This window comes from Exiguobacterium sp. s127, from assembly GCF_018618695.1.
GTDB lineage: Bacteria > Bacillota > Bacilli > Exiguobacteriales > Exiguobacteriaceae > Exiguobacterium_A > Exiguobacterium_A oxidotolerans.
In genome coordinates this window covers 117,388-135,293 of sequence record NZ_JACSMO010000002.1, presented here as the reverse complement: position 1 = coordinate 135,293, position 17,906 = coordinate 117,388, and the positions used below count along the sequence as shown (strand labels likewise).

General features: G+C 48.4%; 13 protein-coding genes. All 13 read right to left on the bottom strand.

Annotated features, from left to right (window positions below):
* Window positions 1-64: 64 nt before the first annotated feature.
* The 13 genes from pulA to KNP98_RS16240 all read right to left on the bottom strand — a co-directional run bounded on the left by pulA (window position 65) and on the right by KNP98_RS16240 (window position 17,824).
* A complete protein-coding gene (gene pulA / locus KNP98_RS03735; RefSeq protein ID WP_214810718.1) occupies window positions 65-2,977 on the bottom strand; it encodes a type I pullulanase in 2,913 nt (970 codons plus the stop codon).
* 384 nt (window positions 2,978-3,361) lie between these two features.
* Window positions 3,362-4,285, bottom strand: a complete 924-nt coding sequence (locus KNP98_RS03730) for an LCP family protein (protein ID WP_214810716.1) — start codon at window positions 4,283-4,285, stop codon at window positions 3,362-3,364.
* Window positions 4,286-4,296: 11 nt separating this feature from the next.
* Window positions 4,297-5,484 carry a DHHW family protein gene (locus KNP98_RS03725; protein WP_214810715.1) on the bottom strand — a complete coding sequence of 396 codons (1,188 nt, stop codon included), beginning with the start codon at window positions 5,482-5,484 and terminating at the stop codon, window positions 4,297-4,299.
* 16 nt (window positions 5,485-5,500) lie between these two features.
* Entirely contained in the window at window positions 5,501-6,889 is a 1,389-nt protein-coding gene (locus KNP98_RS03720) for an MBOAT family O-acyltransferase (protein ID WP_214810713.1), read from the bottom strand.
* Window positions 6,879-7,376 (bottom strand): hypothetical protein, encoded by a 498-nt coding sequence (locus KNP98_RS03715; RefSeq protein ID WP_088836548.1) that lies wholly within the window; start codon window positions 7,374-7,376, stop codon window positions 6,879-6,881. The genes KNP98_RS03720 and KNP98_RS03715 overlap by 11 nt, the downstream gene beginning before the upstream one ends.
* The gene (gene wecB / locus KNP98_RS03710; protein WP_088836547.1) at window positions 7,373-8,473 is read right to left on the bottom strand and encodes a non-hydrolyzing UDP-N-acetylglucosamine 2-epimerase; all 1,101 of its coding nucleotides are present in this window, start codon (window positions 8,471-8,473) and stop codon (window positions 7,373-7,375) included. The genes KNP98_RS03715 and wecB overlap by 4 nt, the downstream gene beginning before the upstream one ends.
* 23 nt (window positions 8,474-8,496) lie before the next feature.
* The gene (locus KNP98_RS03705) at window positions 8,497-9,327 is read right to left on the bottom strand and encodes an ABC transporter ATP-binding protein (RefSeq protein ID WP_088836546.1); all 831 of its coding nucleotides are present in this window, start codon (window positions 9,325-9,327) and stop codon (window positions 8,497-8,499) included.
* A gap of 11 nt (window positions 9,328-9,338) precedes the next feature.
* Window positions 9,339-10,139 carry an ABC transporter permease gene (locus tag KNP98_RS03700; RefSeq protein ID WP_214810712.1) on the bottom strand — a complete coding sequence of 267 codons (801 nt, stop codon included), beginning with the start codon at window positions 10,137-10,139 and terminating at the stop codon, window positions 9,339-9,341.
* A complete protein-coding gene (locus KNP98_RS03695; protein WP_088836544.1) occupies window positions 10,136-11,428 on the bottom strand; it encodes a nucleotide sugar dehydrogenase in 1,293 nt (430 codons plus the stop codon). The genes KNP98_RS03700 and KNP98_RS03695 overlap by 4 nt, the downstream gene beginning before the upstream one ends.
* A 276-nt stretch (window positions 11,429-11,704) precedes the next feature.
* Complete coding sequence (locus tag KNP98_RS03690) at window positions 11,705-12,964, bottom strand: glycosyltransferase (RefSeq protein ID WP_088836543.1); 1,260 nt, start codon at window positions 12,962-12,964, stop codon at window positions 11,705-11,707.
* Window positions 12,961-14,283 carry a glycosyltransferase family 4 protein gene (locus tag KNP98_RS03685; RefSeq protein ID WP_239456843.1) on the bottom strand — a complete coding sequence of 441 codons (1,323 nt, stop codon included), beginning with the start codon at window positions 14,281-14,283 and terminating at the stop codon, window positions 12,961-12,963. Before KNP98_RS03685 ends, KNP98_RS03690 begins: the two co-directional genes overlap by 4 nt.
* On the bottom strand, window positions 14,175-15,182 hold the full coding sequence (locus KNP98_RS03680) for a class I SAM-dependent methyltransferase (protein ID WP_214765438.1): 1,008 nt from the start codon (window positions 15,180-15,182) through the stop codon (window positions 14,175-14,177). The genes KNP98_RS03685 and KNP98_RS03680 overlap by 109 nt, the downstream gene beginning before the upstream one ends.
* Entirely contained in the window at window positions 15,179-17,824 is a 2,646-nt protein-coding gene (locus tag KNP98_RS16240; RefSeq protein ID WP_214765440.1) for a glycosyltransferase, read from the bottom strand. Before KNP98_RS16240 ends, KNP98_RS03680 begins: the two co-directional genes overlap by 4 nt.
* Window positions 17,825-17,906: the final 82 nt, after the last annotated feature.

The window sequence follows — 17,906 nt, the reverse complement described above, 5'->3', positions numbered from 1 at the left end:
TTGATGAAAAAAGGTCGTCCCTACCGTGAATCACTCATGGTAGGGACGACCTTTTTGTATCTTGTTATTTTTTTAGAACAAATGAACTGAGTGGATCCACCGTGATGCTGCCTGAAACATTTCGAAGTGTTTTCGTCCCTGCTGTTTTACCATCGACGATCAACTTCCACTTTCCTTTCGGAAGCGTCAGCTTGACCGCAGCACGTTTTGCGTTATGGACAACGAACAACTCTGCTTTTTGATGTGGTGCATCTTCTGAAAGTTGATACGCGACGACTTGCTCCATCGTATCGACAAACGTCAAATACCGTCTGATGTCTTTCGCTGATCCGAGGTGAAGTGCCGGATTTGCTTTCCGGACTTCAATCAAGCCCTTCATGTAATCGACGTCTTGTTGACGATCCATCTTCCGTTTCCAGTCGAGCTGGTTGACGGAGTCCGGTGATTTATACGAATTATGGTCGCCGCCCTTCGTCCGCATGAAATCTTGACCGGCATGAATGAACGTCGTCCCTTGTGACGTCAACAGGATGCTTGACGCCAAGCGGTGCATTTTCGTTTTCGTCGCATCCGTATCGTTCGGGTTCGTTAAGTTCAACTTATCCCATAACGTATGGTTGTCGTGTGCTTCGACATACGTGATGGTTTGATTCGGCTCTGCTGCAAATCCTGTGATGTCTTGGTTATACGCAATCTCACCGACGATTCCGCGTTTAATGCGTGTTTCAAGACCTGTTTTCCCGTTAATGAATCCTGCATCCGTATCTTCAAAGACACTTCCTTTAAGCGCATCACGCAAGTTATCGTTGAAGTGGGCGACGCCCGGCATTTGTTTTGCATTTGTCTGATTCGCTTTTTCTGTTTCAGGAAGTGGTGTGTTCAAGCTCCACCCTTCGCCAAAAACAAGGATTGATGGATCGATTTTAGTTGTCGTCTTTTTGACGGCATTCATCGTCTTGACGTCATGGATCCCCATCAAATCAAACCGGAAACCGTCCCAGTGGTACTCTTTTGCCCAGTATCCGACGGAGTCGACGATCAACTTATGCATCATCTGGCGTTCTGACGCTGTATCATTCCCGACACCCGTCCCGTTCGCTAAATCGCCACCCGCTGTGTAACGGTAATAGTAACCCGGGACGATTTTATCGAGGTTCGATGCTTTGGCGTCGAACATATGGTTGTAGACGACATCCATGACGGCACGTAGCCCATTGTCATGAAGACCTTGAATCATCTGTTTCATCTCTGTGATTCTGACTTTCGGGTCATATGGATTCGTCGCATATGAACCTTCTGGTGTATTGTAGTTTTTCGGGTCATATCCCCAGTTGTATGATTTTAGCGGATTCGTCTCATCGACGGAAGCCGTATTGAAGTCGTAGACTGGGATGAACTGAACATGTGTGATGCCAAGTTCTTTGAGATGATCAAGTCCTGTTCTCGTCTTCGTTTTCTGGCCATCTTTCATTAAACGTGTTCCACGTTCAACTACTCCGAGGTACTTCCCTTTTTGCTTAATTCCTGAATCATATCCTGAGCCGGTCACATCAAACATCGACAAATCACGGACGTGGGTTTCATAGATGATGGCATCTGTCGCTTGTTTAAGCGGCATCTTTGATTTCGTCCAGCGTTTCGGATCCGTCTCCTTTAAATCAACGACAACACCTTGATCCCCATTGACAGCAACAGCTGTCGCATATGGATCGACGGCACGCGTCGTATCTTTTGCATGTTTCACTTCATATGTGTAGCCTGTCCCGTCGAGGTCACCTTTTACAGTGACGGTAAAGACGCCACGATCACCACGTTTCATCTCGATTTCTTGTGTGATGTCTTTTGTTGTTGCTGCTGCTTGTTTTGGTAACTTGTATAACTCGAGTTCGACCGTTTGAGCGGTTGGTGCCCACAAACGGAACGTCGTTTTTGATTTTTTATACGTCACACCTAACTTGCCATCATAGGCATATTTTTGATCAAAGGCATCAGAACGTAAGACCTGTCCTGCTTCAAGCACACCTTCACCGAATACCGGGTGTGTCACAGTCACGACTTTCGCTAAATCAATGTCGGTCGAGACAGCGACTTCAAATGTTTTCGCGTCAAGTTGTGTGACGACCGGATTGACGAGTCCCGTGAACGAAAATTGTCCGATATCGTCTGCTGAGACAGGCGCGTTCGTTTTGAGCGTCAGCTTCTTAAAGTCATCTGCGAGGAAACTCGTAATCTTAGGTGTCCGGTCAATTTCCGGTTTTCCGTAGTAGATTGTTTGATCCCCTTCGATTAACCAGATGTCTTTTGCTCCGGCATAGAAGAAACGATCCGCCCCGTCTTTTTCAGACCAGCCTTCGATATGCGGAATGATCCCGACGAGTCGTTGTTTCGTTGGGTTCGCAAGCGACACGGTTGTGACAGCACCAAACTCATCTTGTTGATTAAATTCAACCCGTTGTCCATCTGCCGCATTCGGCCATGCCCAGACTCCATATTTTTCATAATCGTTGTCATAACGATAATAATGGACGTTCGTTTTGATTGATTCGACGTCCGCCCCGTCTGTCGGATTGACCGGTGAGACGTCTTTACTTCCGGATGCAATCCACACTTCCGCGACACCATCTTTAATCATGTCTTTCGTGATGAATCGGTCATTTTCAGAACCGGAATCTTTGTTCCAGTTATCATCACGGACGATGAGGCCGATTTTTTCAGGTTGGTCGACTGGGAATTCATAAGCGGCAATCTTTCCGTACGCATCTTCTCCGTTAAAGGCGTGCGCCTTGTTCGGGAAGTAATCCGGTCCGTTCGCCCAGAGCCAGAGATTCCAATCTTTTTCCGACGTTTTATCTTCTTTGTAGTGAATGATGACGAGCGTCGACTTTCCTTTTGCGAGCGCTAATCCGTTCACTGGGAGTAAACTGAAAATTAGTGCAAACGTTAGCACAACTGCACAGACTGATTTCCATCGATTCATGTTCCATCCTCCTTGAATGTATGTAATCGTTTTCATTTCCATTTTCCACACGAATTCCCATACTGTCAAAGTATATTTTAGTTAACTAAAGAAAATAAGCCTTTCGGACCAGAACAAAAAAGGGCTGACTCATAAGTCAGTCCAAAATCAATCCTATATCGATCAAATGCTTATGAAACTTAAAAAACCTGCATGGGTAGGCTGTTCTGTCACATTTCCATGTCTCGACTCGTCTTCAAAGCGGCAACCTTACGCGCCGCTTCGCTTCGCTGCAGGGTCGCGTAAAGTTGCTTTTCGCCTTGGAAGCGATTCAAGACGGAAGACGCTTTTAATTCTCGCCACTTTGTCTACAAAGTGAAGAAAACGACAACTCCACAGTCTGTGTTATCCCTTCATCAATGCTTCGAGTGCTTGTTTCGTTTCCCGCATCGACGCATCCGAGGCGAAGAAATACCAAATGCCGTCACTTGCGATATACCCTTCGCCGTCGATTTTCAAGGATTGTAAGTGTTTGAAACCGGTTTGATTCTCTTGTGCCAGTTGGGTCGCTTCAGAAAACGTAATGTTCGTACTGAAATTATCCTCTAAGACCTGACTGAGTTGTTCGAGCTTCGTTAAAATGTTCGGACCTGCAAGTTTCATTCCGACAGACTCAAGAACTTGCCGTTGCCGGATTTGCCGTCCCATATCCCCGAGCGGATCCTGTTTCCGCATCCGGGCGTAACCACTCGCTTCGAGACCGTCCAGTTCAATCTGTCCTTTCTTGTACTCTTTTTGAAGCCGACGGTCGTTCCAACTAAAGGCAGACGGATTATCAACCGTCACACCATCAACGGCGTCAACGAGTTCAATCAGTCCATCCATGTTGATTTTAGCGTAATACGGAATCTCGACGTCAAACGTCTTTTCGACCGTCTGAAGCGTCTCTTCGACTCCACCATAGGCATACGTATGATTAATTTTTGTCGTCTGTCCATCTGCTAACGTGACTTGCATATCGCGCGGAATCGAAAGTGAACTCGCTTGTTTTGTTTTCGGATTAAACGATAACAACATGATTGCATCGGCCCGACCCGGATCATTTTTCCGTTCATCGACACCAATCAACAAAACATGGACAGGTTGCATGACTTCAAGTGGTAATTTTTGCTCACTTTTTAGTGGAGTAATCAATGCATCAGCAGTTTGTTGGAGCTTTAAAAATGCGTATCCGGTCGTCGCACTCGCAATCAAGACGACTAGTAACAAAAGCACACTCGCGACTCGCAAGAACGGATTCGGTCGCTTTTTCTTCATCCGTGATTCCATCATTAACCTCCTCACAGTTTCTGTTGATACGTCTTCATCAGACCGGTGATATTCGAGTTATGCAAGAAGAGTACACCGTCGACTTGTTGTTGTTTTGCGAATTCTGACACATCAAATGTTGCATTGACATACCGGATATCAACGACTTCGAGATTCGCACTTCGGGCGAGAAACGGCAGGACAGGATTCGCAAAGGAATCCTTCAGGACAAGCAGTTTTGGTCCCTTTACGTCCGACCGCATCGACATGATGCCATGGTTGCCCCGTAAAAAGACTTCATACCGGTCGGCATAATCACCTGCTTCCTTGATATAGCTTTCATCGATGACCGGTTGCTGGCACGTGTTGTCGTAGCACACATCAATCCCGTCGAACTGGCTTCCATCGTAATAAGCAAGTGTATCGCCGGTCGTTGCATAGGCGAGGGTCGTTTTCCGGGCAAGTGATCCATAATATTCGTGCCCGGATACTTTCCGGGCGTTTGACGCGACCGGTACTTCTTTAATCGATACCTTGTCCGCTTGCAACTGACGAACGATTTGCTGATAGGCAAAATAAGCTCCGTCAATGTTCCAGTGATGATCCGTTTTAAAATAATCGGACAGCTTCAACTGGTCGAGCGAAATGTTCGTCATCCCTGCCTGATCAAACCCTTCTACCATCTTTTTGTACCGGACTGTCGCGTTCGACGCGACATAGTCGGGTAAAATCCCGTTCTTCTCAGCGACGACCGTCTTTGAAGGAGCTAGTGCCATGTAGACAGGTCGATCAACGGCTTGAACAAATTTCTTAAAACCGTCCGGAATCGGTGTCACCTGTGCCTGACTCGACTCAATCATGTAGTCATTCGGGGCCGTATAAATGCCATTTCGAAACGGTTGGCGTAAGACGTTTTTTGACAAGCGGGCTTGTGTTTCGACGAGTGTCCCACGAAGCAACAATTGATCGGTAAAATACTTTTCGAGTTCTCCCATGTATGCCCCACTGACGACTGTTGCTGTCGTTGGTGGCGTCAATTTTGCGAGCGAACGATTTTCAAGTTGTGACATGACACGGTCCTGTTTCAAGACCGTCCCAAGACCAACCATCGTCAGGATGACCATGAAACTGACTGCCGTCGCCGCCATCATCAGTCGTTCGAACGAGTACTTCTTTCGTGGCCTCTGGTCTTTGTCTGGTCTGAGTGGCGCATGTGCCATGCTGATTCCTCCTTACTTAAAAACGGAAATAAATGAACGGATTGAAGGTACTCGCGACGAGGGCAGATGTCGCAAGAAACAGTAACAACATCGCATAGCCATACTGAATCGTCTGGCCGACTTTCCCGAGCCGTTCGACGATCCACTGACCCAGTATTTTTGGTAGCGGTGTCGCAGCAAACGCGGCAAGCAGTAAGATGACGCCATTTTGGACGAGCTGGTAACTGGCACGTTCATCCCACACTTCTGTCGGGATAAACATCGCACGCAAGTACTCGAGTGCGTCCGGAAATGTCGTTGCACGGAAAAAGACCCAGCCGACTAACACAAGAATGAGTGTCCAAATCGTCGAAATGACGGGGACACGGCGTAATAATTTCCCGAGAAATGCTTTCTCGAGCATAATCCATATCCCGTAGTACGCACCCCAGGCGACGAACGTCCAACTTGCACCATGCCAGAGGCCCGTCAGCATCCAGACGACTGCAAGATTTCGATACTGTTTGAGCGGTGAGACACGATTGCCGCCAAGCGGGATATAGACGTAATCACGGAACCATGAGCCGAGTGAGATATGCCAACGTCGCCAAAACTCCGAGACGGACTTCGCGATGTAGGGATAGTTGAAGTTTTCCAAAAAATGAAATCCGAACATCAGTCCGAGTCCAATCGCCATGTCGCTATATCCCGAAAAATCAAAGTAAATTTGTAGCGCATAGGCGATGATGCCGATCCATGCCAGACCCATCGACAAATCATTCATCTTGAAGACGGCATTTGCCACTTGCCCGCAGCCATTCGCTAAAATCAATTTTTTCGACAACCCGATAATAAAGCGGCGGACACCAAGTGCGAAATCAGGTAAGGTCTCTTGTCGATCGTTGATTTCATTTGCGACCGTCTCGTAGCGGACGATTGGCCCGGCAATCAATTGCGGAAATAACGCGATATACAAAGCTAAATCAAGCGGGTTTTTTTGGACTTTCCCCGCTTCCCGGTAGACATCGATGACGTAACTCATCGCCTGAAACGTAAAGAAGGAAATCCCGATTGGTAACACGACTTCCGGAACAAACAGTTCCACCTGAAACGTTTGATTCAAAGACGCCATGAAAAAGCCACTGTACTTGAACCACCCGAGTAAAGCGAGGTTCGTGATGACCATACTCGCCATGACAGGTTTGATGCCGACACGGTGCCGGTACGTATCGACCATCAGGGCAAACAAGTAGTTGATCAGGATACTCGCGAGCATCAGTAAAACGAACTTCGGTTCTCCCCAAGCGTAAAAGAAAAGGCTCGCTACAAGGAGCCAGCCGTTACGAAAAAATCGTGGCACTAGATGATAGACAAGCAGGACGACCGGTAAAAACACAAATAAGAAAATCGTCGAACTAAACAGCATAGTGAGGATCCTCCTGTTTCAGTTGAATACGTTCAGCGATCTTCAACTCGGTCAGTTGGATCCGGACGTCACCTGCTACGAGAAATTTAAAGGCAATTTTAAAATACTGTGCCCCTTTCATCCGCTCCAGTTGAATCTGAAGATCAGTTGCCCCGTCGAGCATGACGAACTCCGACTCCGACCCCATGCGTTTTTTATTTCCGTATTGCATCTTAAAGAGTTGGACTTGACAAGGAACATCGGTTTCAAAACGACACGTCACATGAATGACGTCCGCCTGTCCGAAAGCGGCATCTTGGCGGTACAGCTTTGACGGCGGATACTGGAAACCTTGATCAAACAATTGGATATACAATTTATCCGCATCCGTCGCCGCCTGGAAATCGAACAACACACCAACCGCTTCGTCTTCTAACAGAATCTTTTCTTGACTTCCCTGCGGAAAAAAATGATAACTTGCTAAATGAAACGTACGTGCTGTTCTCATACCGGGACCTCGCTCATGATCGCGTCAACGATACGTTCCGCCGCATGACCGTCACCGTAAGGATTCGCGGCCTGTGCCATCCCCTGATACATTTCTTCATCCGTCAATAAGCGATGACTCATCTCAAAAATACGTTCCGGATTTGTCCCGACAAGTTTTAATGTCCCGGCTGCAACACCTTCCGGCCGTTCTGTCGTCTCCCGCAGAACAAGTACTGGTACACCGAGCGATGGCGCTTCTTCTTGGATACCGCCGGAGTCTGTCAAAATAAACGTTGCCCGGGCCGCTAAGTTATGAAAATCAAACACATCGAGTGGGTCAATCAAGTGAATGCGCGGATGGTGTTTCAATTGCTCCGCCGCTTCGAGCACGATTGGGTTCGGATGGACGGGGTAGACGATTTCAATATCTGCATGCGTCTCTGCCAACCGTTCGATGGCATCAAAGATGTGCGACAGCTGGAGGTGATTTTCGCGCCGGTGGACGGTCAGTAAAATTAACTTGCGTCCGCTCGCCTCTAAGTCCGTTAAGACTGGGTGCGTATAGTCGGACGAGACGGTTGTCTTGAGCGCATCGATGACGGTGTTCCCGGTCACGATGATCGGTGTCTGTTTATGCTCGCGTCGGAGATTTTCCGCTGCTTGATCTGTCGGTGCAAAATGAAAATCAGCCAGCACACCTGTCAATTGACGATTCATCTCTTCCGGGAATGGTGCATATTTTTGGTAGGTCCGTAATCCCGCCTCGACATGTCCGACCGGAATTTGTTGGTAAAAAGCAGCGAGCGAAGCAGCGAACGTCGTTGTCGTATCCCCATGGACTAACACGAGATCGGGTTGCTCCTTTTCGAGGACACGACGCATCGCATTCAAAATCCGTGCCGTCATTTCTTCGAGTGTTTGCCGTGGACGCATCAAATCTAAATCGTGATCGGGAACAATCTGGAACAACTCCAAGACTTGATCAAGCATCTCACGATGTTGCGCCGTGACGACGACGATCGGCTCGACACCTTCGCGCGCCTCAAGTGCTTTGACGACGGGCGCCATTTTAATCGCTTCCGGTCTCGTTCCAAATACAAGCATGACTTTTTTCATCCATTCCATCCCCTATTCCTTATTCATGATGACAATTCAATCGTCTCGCCACGGACGGACCGTTCGATTTCATCACTTCGTCCTGTCCGTTTTTTTGCCACGTAATGGGCAACTTGCTTTTTCGATAACTGTTTATGCCAGTAGAGATACTTGTTGTACTCCGCCATCGTCTCTGCGGTTGGTCCGAACATCCGGACTTCGCCGTATTCGAGCCATAAGACTTTTGAACAAAAACTTTTGACCTGACTGAGCGAATGACTGATGAAGAAAATCGTTTTCCCTTGATCACGAAACTCGCGCATCTTATCCAAGCATTTTTCCGTAAACGTCTGATCGCCGACCGATAAGGCTTCGTCGATAATCAAGATATCTGGATTGATGTTGATGGAAATCGCAAACCCTAAGCGGGCCCGCATCCCGCTCGAATACGTTTTGACCGGCTGGTCGATGAATTCCCCGATGTCGGCGAATTCTAAAATGTCTGGAGTGATCATTCGGATTTGTTTTTTGTTCAGTCCCATCATCAGCCCCTTGAGCTCGATATTGTCGCGCCCCGTCAACTGATTGTTCAATCCGCTCGAGATGGCAATTAAGGCTGACTTACCACGCAACGTCACCTGCCCGTACGTCGGAGGCGTGACGTTCGCAAGGAGATGTGACAACGTCGATTTCCCGCTTCCGTTGATGCCGACGACACCAACGATTTCACCTTGTTCGACTGAAAACGATACATTCTTTAAGGCATAGAACGGCTTTCCGCTCATCTTGCCAAATAAAACCTCTTTTAACTTATCAATCGGACGCGAATACAAGACGTATCGCTTCGAGACATTTTCAAACACGACATGACTCATCTTCGTTCCTCCTACACATAATCAATGAAATAACGACGGAATCGGATATGGACGGTTGCACCTGTCATTAAAATCACTGCGGTAATGCTCCAAAAATAACAGCCGTACCAAAGATGCTCCATCAAATACCCCGTTCCGATTAAGGCTGAACGATACCCTTCGATCAAATAGACGAGTGGATTGATCATCAACAACGTCTTAAAGATGGAATGATCGGGTGGGACCCACATGATTGGCGTCAAATACATCAACATCCGCATGCCTGATGTGACCATGTTTTGGACATCCCGGACCATCGTCGCGAGCGCCGACAACAGGAGCGAGACCGCATATAAGAAAATGATTCCTGCCGGTATGATGTACAACAGTTCGAACGTATGCCATCCCGGAAAATAACTAAAGGCAGCTCCAAGAATGATTGTCAGGAGGACCATCGCAATGTGCCGATAAAATTGTGCCAAAATGACATAGGCCGGAATCGTACTCAACGGGAAATGCATCTTTGAGACGAGCGCGACCCGTCCATAGATGGAACGGGACCCACTCGGAATCGTACTTCCGATAAAGAACCAGGCAATCAATCCACTGACTAACCATAATACAAACGGAATCCCGTCAACCGGGTGTCCACCTCGAATGCCAAAACCGAAGACGACCCAGTAGACACCGATTTGCAACAGCGGCGTCATGATTTCCCAAAACCACCCGAGGTATTGCATGCTGTATTGGCTTTTTGTCTCATAGAGTGAAAGGCGTACGATCAGGTAAAGATGATCTTTCAACTCATTGAGGACGGTACGGACGCTGTTCATATCGCTTCAGCGTCTACTTTCATCGTGTTATGTGTATGCAAGTTACCAAAGTTGAGGACCATGATATCTTCAAGCTCTCCGACGACGCCTTTCGTATCGAATAAGACCGGTGTCCGCATTTGGTTTTTCAGACGACGTGAATCAAATGCCTTGAATTCATCGTGATCGACAAGGACCAGGGCAAGATCGGCTCCTTGGATTGCTTCAATCTCGTCGACTAATGTAAACCGTGACGAAATCGAGCGTTCGACGTGCGGATCACAGACTGCGACATCGAGTCCACGATCTAGTAATTGTTCGATGACTTCGACTGCCGGACTTTCCCGCATATCATCAACGTTTCCTTTATACGTGACACCGAAGACAGCAATTTTCGGACGGACACGGTTGGCGACGAGGCGTTCTGCTTGATCCGCAACGAAACGGGGCATGTTGACATTCGTATCACGCGCCGTATGGATGATTCGTGCAAGCGACGGCGCCTTCGCGACGATGAAGTACGGATCGACGGCAAGACAATGTCCTCCGACACCCGGTCCCGGATGATGCAAGTTAACGCGTGGGTGCATGTTTGCCATCTCAATGACATCGAGGACGTTAATTTTAAGTTGGTGACACACTTGTGTTAATTCGTTCGCAAGGGCGATGTTGACGTCACGGAATGTATTTTCCATCAACTTTGACATCTCTGCCGTCTTCGCATCCGTCTGGACGATTTCTCCCTGGACGAAAGTCCGGTAGACAGCGGCCCCGGCCTTGGCACACGCTTCCGTCAGTCCCCCAACAATCCGGTTGTTATGAATCAATTCATGAAGAATTTGTCCCGGTAAAACCCGTTCCGGACAATGGACGACGAACACGTCTTCGCCAATCTTAAAGCCCGCTTCTTCAATCAATGGTCGTACATGGTCATCCATCGTCCGTGGTGCGATTGTTGATTCGACGATGACGACGTTCCCTTTTTCTAAGTGTGGCAGCAGATTGCGTACTGCTGAAATGACATATTTCAAGTCACATGATTTGTACGTATCGTCAAGGTTCGGCGTCGGAACGGCAACCAGAAAGACATCAGCTTGTTCCGGCGTTAATGTCGCACGGAACGTACCGTTCGCGACGACTCGTTTGATGACGTCTTCTAAGCCTGGTTCTTCAATATGGATATCTCCTGCATTCAACATTTGAACGATTCGCGGGTCGATATCGACACCGACTACTTCTGTGCCGTGATCTGCGAACATCGCAGAAGAAGGTAATCCAATATATCCAAGTCCGATTGTACAAAGTTTCATTTTGTCATTCCTCCATCTAGTGTGTAGTTCACGCCAAACCTTGCATCGAACATGACGTGGCTGTACCTAGACCATACCGACAATTCCTAGTGTTTCCAACGGTTCTAACCATCTCTTAAACCATTCTTCACAGACCTTACATTCGCCGTATTTTCTGTACTTTACGTAAAGGTTGTAAAGAATCGACGAACACGTTGACGAACCTTGTATGATACCGACCATATCCACATCAAACGTTCTTCATTTGTGTGGTTTCACTTGGTATTAGCTGTAACTTTAATTGACTTCAGGTGCTGTTCCCGCTGAAACAGCCGCATATACCGCTAAGAGATGTTGTTTTTCCTCGTCCCAGTTGTACCGTCTTCTCGCCTCTTCCGCTCGGCTTTTCATCTGATTGCGTAACGAATCATCCGCTATCAAGCGATTGACGGCTTGCGCAATCGACTCCGGCGACTCGACATCGACAATCAAACCGACCTGTTCCGTTTCGACGACCCGGCGAATTTCTGGTAAGTCTGCCGCGACGACCGGGACAAGTGCTGCCATATATTCGAATAATTTATTCGATGAGGCTGAATAATGGTTAAAGCAGACGTTTTGTAAGACTTGGAACCCAATCGTCGCTGCCGCTGTATAACTCGGCAACTGATTTAGTGGTACTTTATCGATGAAATAAATCCGCTCACGCGCTGAAGATTCCGCGGCTAAGCGTTGCAAATGTGTTTTGATTTTACCATCGCCAACAAATAATAAAGTTCCGTTCGTCACGGATGGCATCGCCTCAATCAATCGTTCCAGTCCGCGCCCTTCTTGAATCCCGCCTTGATAAAGCAAAATCGGTTCCGCACGGTCGAGACCGAGTTCTGTGTGCAGCGAACGTGCCGCCGGGATCGTTTCCTGATAAAACGGATAATTATGAAGAACCGTCGGCCGGCTTCCGTACAGTTGCTGGTGATAATCCGCTCTTGTATCATTTTCGACCATCGTCCAATCAACGAAACGCAACAGGATACGCTCAAGGATTCCTTGTCCCTTTCCGTATCCTGTCCGGTCGGTTTGCACTTCGTGTGAATCATAGACGACTTTTGCCTGACGTTTTGCTAAAATCGCTTGCGGTAACGTATTTAAATCATTGGCGTGCATGACATCGTATTGACGCTGTCTTGCGGCGCGCGTCATCCGGATGATGCCAAAGCTGTTATAAAGCGCATAGCGTAAAAAGCGGCTTTTTTGTAAAAGATAGAGCATGAGCAAGACGGGAATCAACCACGGAATCAGTACCAACACTCCGATAGCCGCGACTAGCGTAACCGGTGACCGTTTCCGAAAACGCGACAGCACACCGGCAAGTGGTGGTGTGCGATCAATCCGAAGAATGCGGAAACCTGCTGGATGCTGCTCGATTTTCGGTAACGTTCCGTCATTTAAACAGTACAAGTCGACCTGATACGCAGCATCAGCAAGGGCGGTACATTCCCTTAACACACGGGCATCGTTCGTAAAAGTGTTCCAAACAAACATTCCGACACGTTTCATCCCTTCACCTCCACTGTCTGTTGACAAGTTTGACGAATCGCTTCAAACAGTCGCTCTTCATTTTGTTCCCAGTCAAAATGTGTTTGGACGTAGGAGACGCCAGAGCGTCCCATCAATGCCCGTTCTTCCGGATTGTTTGCGAGATGACGAATCTGCCGGACGATCTCGTCCCGGCTGCGGTCACGCGATACGACACCAGCACCCGATGCTTCAATCACTTTTGCGGCATGTCCGGAAACAGCGCCGACGATGGCACATCCCATCGCCATATAATCGATGATTTTCCCTGGTGTGACCGTGTCAAATGCCGTGCTCTCGACAAGCGTCGCAAAGGCGATGTCACTTTTAGCGAGCTGTTTCAATGCGTCCCAACGCGGCATCGCGTTCATGAAGTGGATGTTCGTCAGTTTCCGCTCCGCAATCAACTTCTCGAATTTTTCCTTATGGTATCCGTAACCAACGACATGGAATTCAATGTTTCTGTCGACCATCAACCGTTCCGCCACATCAAGTAATAAAAAGACATCTTGCGCCAGTCCGATGTTTCCCGTGTAGACAACGCGGACCTGTTCCGAGACATGACGCCGTTTAATCAACCACTCATTTTCTTCAATCGAATTCGGAATGTAGTGAATACGCGATGCGTCAATCCCCTTCTGTTCGATATAGGACCGAAACCCTTCGCTGTTGATGACGATTTGATCCGCTTGATGATACATCCATTTTTCAAGCCAGTACAATGGTCTCAATAACAGGCGTGATTTCGTGATGCCGACACCGACGAGTGATTCCGGCCATAAATCACGGACATCTAAAATCAGCGGTGCCTGTTTGACATGTTTCGCGACGACACCGACCAGTCCCATAAAAATCGAAGGTGTTGTCGCATAGATATATTCGTACTGTTTTGGATCTTGCCGCACTTCTTTGATCGCTAAGAAAAACTGTTCGATGAAGAGGTGGAGTCGTTTCCACAAATTAGTCGTCGCCCGGACATCGCGTGGTTGAATCCGTGTGATGTGCGCGGCGTCAAGCGTCGGTTCGTCCCAAAACATCGCATCCGTATAGAGTTCCGCCGTCGGATAAAGCGGCTCCGACGTCAAGACATGGACGTCACTGCCCCGTTGTTCCATCCGTTTAAAAATATTTTTCATCCGATTCGCAGCACTTCCGATTTCCGGATAGAAGTTTTGACAAATCATCAACACGTTCATCGACGCCTTGCCTGTCTTCGTGATAGTTTTCGTCTGAGCTTCCAGTAACGGACGATGACTTTTCCTAATTTTGAATTTGCGAGTGACCGGTATTTTGATTTCCATGCTTCATTCGCCTCCAGCACTTCCATGTTCGAAACGAGTGCCTCCTCGTAACGTTTGAGCACTAACGTATATTGGTGCGCAAGTTGTTCCAGCTGTTGATTCATCTCGCTTACTTGGTGTTCCAGTTTCACCTGTTCATTCGATTGTTCCACCATCCGCAATTCAATTTCCGCTACGTGTTGCACTTTTTGTTCCAGCCGCTTGTTGACTTGTTTTAGACGGATGACTTCCGCTAGGTGCATCCGCTCGACAGTCTCAAACGAATTTTCGAGCCAGTCGACTTCTTCTGCAGACAACATCCGGGCCGGTTGTACATCTTCTTGAACGACAAGCGTCACGCCAAGCCACTTATCGAACCGTTCGATTTTTTCAATCGTGCCATAAGGTGTTACTTGTTCGACAAGTCGTTTCAAATAATAGGTCCGCTTATGATCGGCATAATCATTAACGCCGAACGGAACGGTCACGACAAGACGTCCACCTGGTTTGACGAGTGTATATGCCTGCTGAATCACCCGTTCCGGTTCACCGATGTGCTCGAGTACTTCCGTCATCAAAACCGTATCGAATTGCCGGTTTGCTGAAAAAGACATGATGTTCGCTTCACTGAACATGACGACGGATTGGACAGATGCCGCTTCTTCTTTTAACGCAGACGTTGCTTCAGCGATTGCTTCCGGAGAGACGTCGATTCCTGTGACACGTTTCCCTTCGCGTCCGAGTAAAATCGGGACGAGTCCCCCTGAGCACCCGACATCAAGGATGTCTTCTCCCTTCGCCTCACGTACTATCCAGTGGATGCGCGCCCGGACCTTTTTTCCGAACGCGACCCCTAACTGGTCATAATAGGCGGCGCGGACTTGATCCTTTGGTCGTTTCATTCCTGCTGTGCTCGTCATGCCGTGACCTCCTCTAATAACAATTCTTGAATCGCATCCGTCTTACCCGCATCCGCTAATTCAACAAACTGTCGGACTAACGGTGCCGTTAGTTGAATCGGTTCGTAAAACCCGACAATCGTCCGTAATAAGGCAACACTTGGTCCAAAGTCCTTATCGCTGCATTGGCGCAGCTTGACCAAATACCAGTGTTCGAAGAAATGCTCAAAACGTTTCGTCTTGTATTGGTCGAGCACACCATATTTTGCAAACTTCTCTGCTCGTGCCCGTTCACGGAGGACACTGCGCTCAAAGAAGCGGACCGTCAACGAGTTAACCGTCGAGCCGGCGACTGCCGCGTAATAATAATGCACGACGCGGTTCACAAGCAGAACACGCTCCGCCCGTAACATCATCTCTTGGAAAAATAACGAGTCTTGACCGACGGCTCCGACGACCTGTTCCAGCTGATGTTTGACGAGGAAATCGCGCTTGACGACCAATGCTTGAATGCTTTGCACGGCAAAACGATGTTCAAGCAGATAGGCACGGGGGTCTTCACAAACGGTTCGTCCCTTTTTCCGAATCGTCGGCAAGGCGATGATGCTCGTCTTCTCCGCTAACTTTTTCATATGACCGACTGCAAAATCGAGCGTCGGATTTTGATCAAGCTCATCTAACAACTCCGCATAACGGTCACTGAGCACTTCATTGTCCGGATCTAAAAAGGCCACCCGGTCGGCACGCGCCAGTTCGACACCTTTGTTACGAGGACGTGATGCACTTCCGCTCCCGCCTGTTTCAAAGAAGTAAGTCGTCACGTTCCCGTGTCGCCGTCCAATTCGTTCGACGGCTTGAATCGTCCCGAAATCCGTCGACCCGTCGTCGACAAGCACGATTTCCGTTTCGTCAAAACGATTCATCCGCTTCAAGCTCGCAAAACACTTATACATCAAATGAGGGCCGTTGTTATAAATCGGCACGACGACTGACAAGACCGGCGCAAGGAGCGGCTTCGTTTGATACTGTTCATTCCACTCGAAGCGATCCAGCATGAGCGTCCGTCCGGATAACGTTCCGCTGACAAACTGTTCAAACGGGACATGCTCCCGCCAGACCATCGCTCCGGTATCTGCGCCTGACGTCTCAAAGACTTCATAAGCGGCTTGTCCGCTGAGCGATTTCCGGACGATATCGGCATCGGCAAACTTAAAGCCGTTGCGTAAATCTTCGAGGTAATATTCCCCGTACGACTCGCCGCCGTCGAGCAGGGCAACAAGATCGGCTTTTCCATATTCCCTTTCCGTCAACTCGGACAGGTGACAAATAGCATCCGCTTCAATCGATTGCTTGGCAATCTGCTGTTCAAGAGCCGGTGTCGGATTGCGTAAGACGACGAGCAGGCGACGCGCCGGTTGTTGTTGATTGAGTTTCAACATCCGCGCCAATTGATCGACCCGGTCAAACACCGTGTGACTCGACATGACGGAACGAATTCCTTCAGCACGCAATCGCTCAATGTCTTCTTCAGATGTCCGTTCGACGATTGCTTTGATTTCCTGTTGATCGTGAACTGTAAATACGTTTGGAAACAGATTGTTGACGGCGATACTATAATTCGAAATGATTAGATTCCCAAGTGCCTGCGATTCAAAAATCCGGCGCGCACACATCGTTTTACTGTATTTGATGCTATTGAGATTCAACACCCAGTCGTAACATTTGCTCACCTGCTGAAGCGCATCATACGGAATCGCAGGGGCAACCCGTTTGACGTACCGGTCCGGGAAATGATAGTCCGGTAAGCCGAGGTGATAGTTGCGGTCGACGATATCAAGCTGATGCGATGAGCTCATCACCCCATCGAACAGCACTTCCGTATCCTTGACACGTTCTGGATACTTCGCCATCCAGCTCCCGGCGAACAACACATGATTTTTCCGGCTTCGGGTCGCGCCAAGCGGATTATGGATCAGCGGATTCACACCGAACGAGACCGCTTCAATCCGGTCATGGCCACAAAGCACTTGATATTCCGGAAGCATCGCTTCGTCCGATGTCAGCACATAATCGGCTTGTTTTGCCAGCTCACTGAAACGGTCGAAGTTACTCGGGTCTTCCGTTGACTGGAAGACGACCGGAATCCCTTGCTGTTTCACCTCTCGCATCATCTGGAGGAGTAATGTTCTTTTTTTCGATTTCGGTGTCGCGACCCCTTTCCAGTCACCCCCCTGCAAGCCTTTCCATGACGTGATGACTAAAAAGAGATCGATTTTACGACTAAAGACATCCTCAAACGTGTCTGCATTCACATAATGGAGATGGAACGCATCTTGATAATAGGCATGCATGAACTCGGAACAGACGACAGCTACTTCAAGCGGTCGCGGCTCATAGTAACGTGACTGACTCCGAAGCGGAATCGATTGGTAGTCAATCGTATCGAGTAATTGTTGATTACTCTCTTCTTGATAGCGCTTCGTTTTTGTTTCAACCGGCTTGTTTGACGGACGAATCGTCTTAGCCGTTCCCAACGATCCTAACCGTTGTAATGTCTCGAACGCAGTCGAACTCGCTGCTGGTTCCGTCTTCAATCGCTGTTGTTCAGCACGGACCCAACTTAGCTGTTGCGTTACTTTTCTTTTCCACTGTTGTCCATTCACGTTCAAAACACCCTTCCTGCTTGATCTCTTTTCAGTCTACGAGAGCAGTTCAAAGGGCACTTAAATCCCTTGCAAGGTTTTT

Excerpts from the sequence above, each read along its gene's own strand:
- pulA (WP_214810718.1), bottom strand. The coding sequence starts at position 2,977 with ATGAATCGATGGAAATCAGTCTGTGCAGTTGTGCTAACGTTTGCACTA.
- KNP98_RS03730 (WP_214810716.1), bottom strand. The coding sequence starts at position 4,285 with ATGGAATCACGGATGAAGAAAAAGCGACCGAATCCGTTCTTGCGAGTC.
- KNP98_RS03725 (WP_214810715.1), bottom strand. The coding sequence starts at position 5,484 with ATGGCACATGCGCCACTCAGACCAGACAAAGACCAGAGGCCACGAAAG.
- KNP98_RS03720 (WP_214810713.1), bottom strand. The coding sequence starts at position 6,889 with ATGCTGTTTAGTTCGACGATTTTCTTATTTGTGTTTTTACCGGTCGTC.
- KNP98_RS03715 (WP_088836548.1), bottom strand. The coding sequence starts at position 7,376 with ATGAGAACAGCACGTACGTTTCATTTAGCAAGTTATCATTTTTTTCCG.
- wecB (WP_088836547.1), bottom strand. The coding sequence starts at position 8,473 with ATGAAAAAAGTCATGCTTGTATTTGGAACGAGACCGGAAGCGATTAAA.
- KNP98_RS03705 (WP_088836546.1), bottom strand. The coding sequence starts at position 9,327 with ATGAGTCATGTCGTGTTTGAAAATGTCTCGAAGCGATACGTCTTGTAT.
- KNP98_RS03700 (WP_214810712.1), bottom strand. The coding sequence starts at position 10,139 with ATGAACAGCGTCCGTACCGTCCTCAATGAGTTGAAAGATCATCTTTAC.
- KNP98_RS03695 (WP_088836544.1), bottom strand. The coding sequence starts at position 11,428 with ATGAAACTTTGTACAATCGGACTTGGATATATTGGATTACCTTCTTCT.
- KNP98_RS03690 (WP_088836543.1), bottom strand. The coding sequence starts at position 12,964 with ATGAAACGTGTCGGAATGTTTGTTTGGAACACTTTTACGAACGATGCC.
- KNP98_RS03685 (WP_239456843.1), bottom strand. The coding sequence starts at position 14,283 with ATGGAAATCAAAATACCGGTCACTCGCAAATTCAAAATTAGGAAAAGT.
- KNP98_RS03680 (WP_214765438.1), bottom strand. The coding sequence starts at position 15,182 with ATGACGAGCACAGCAGGAATGAAACGACCAAAGGATCAAGTCCGCGCC.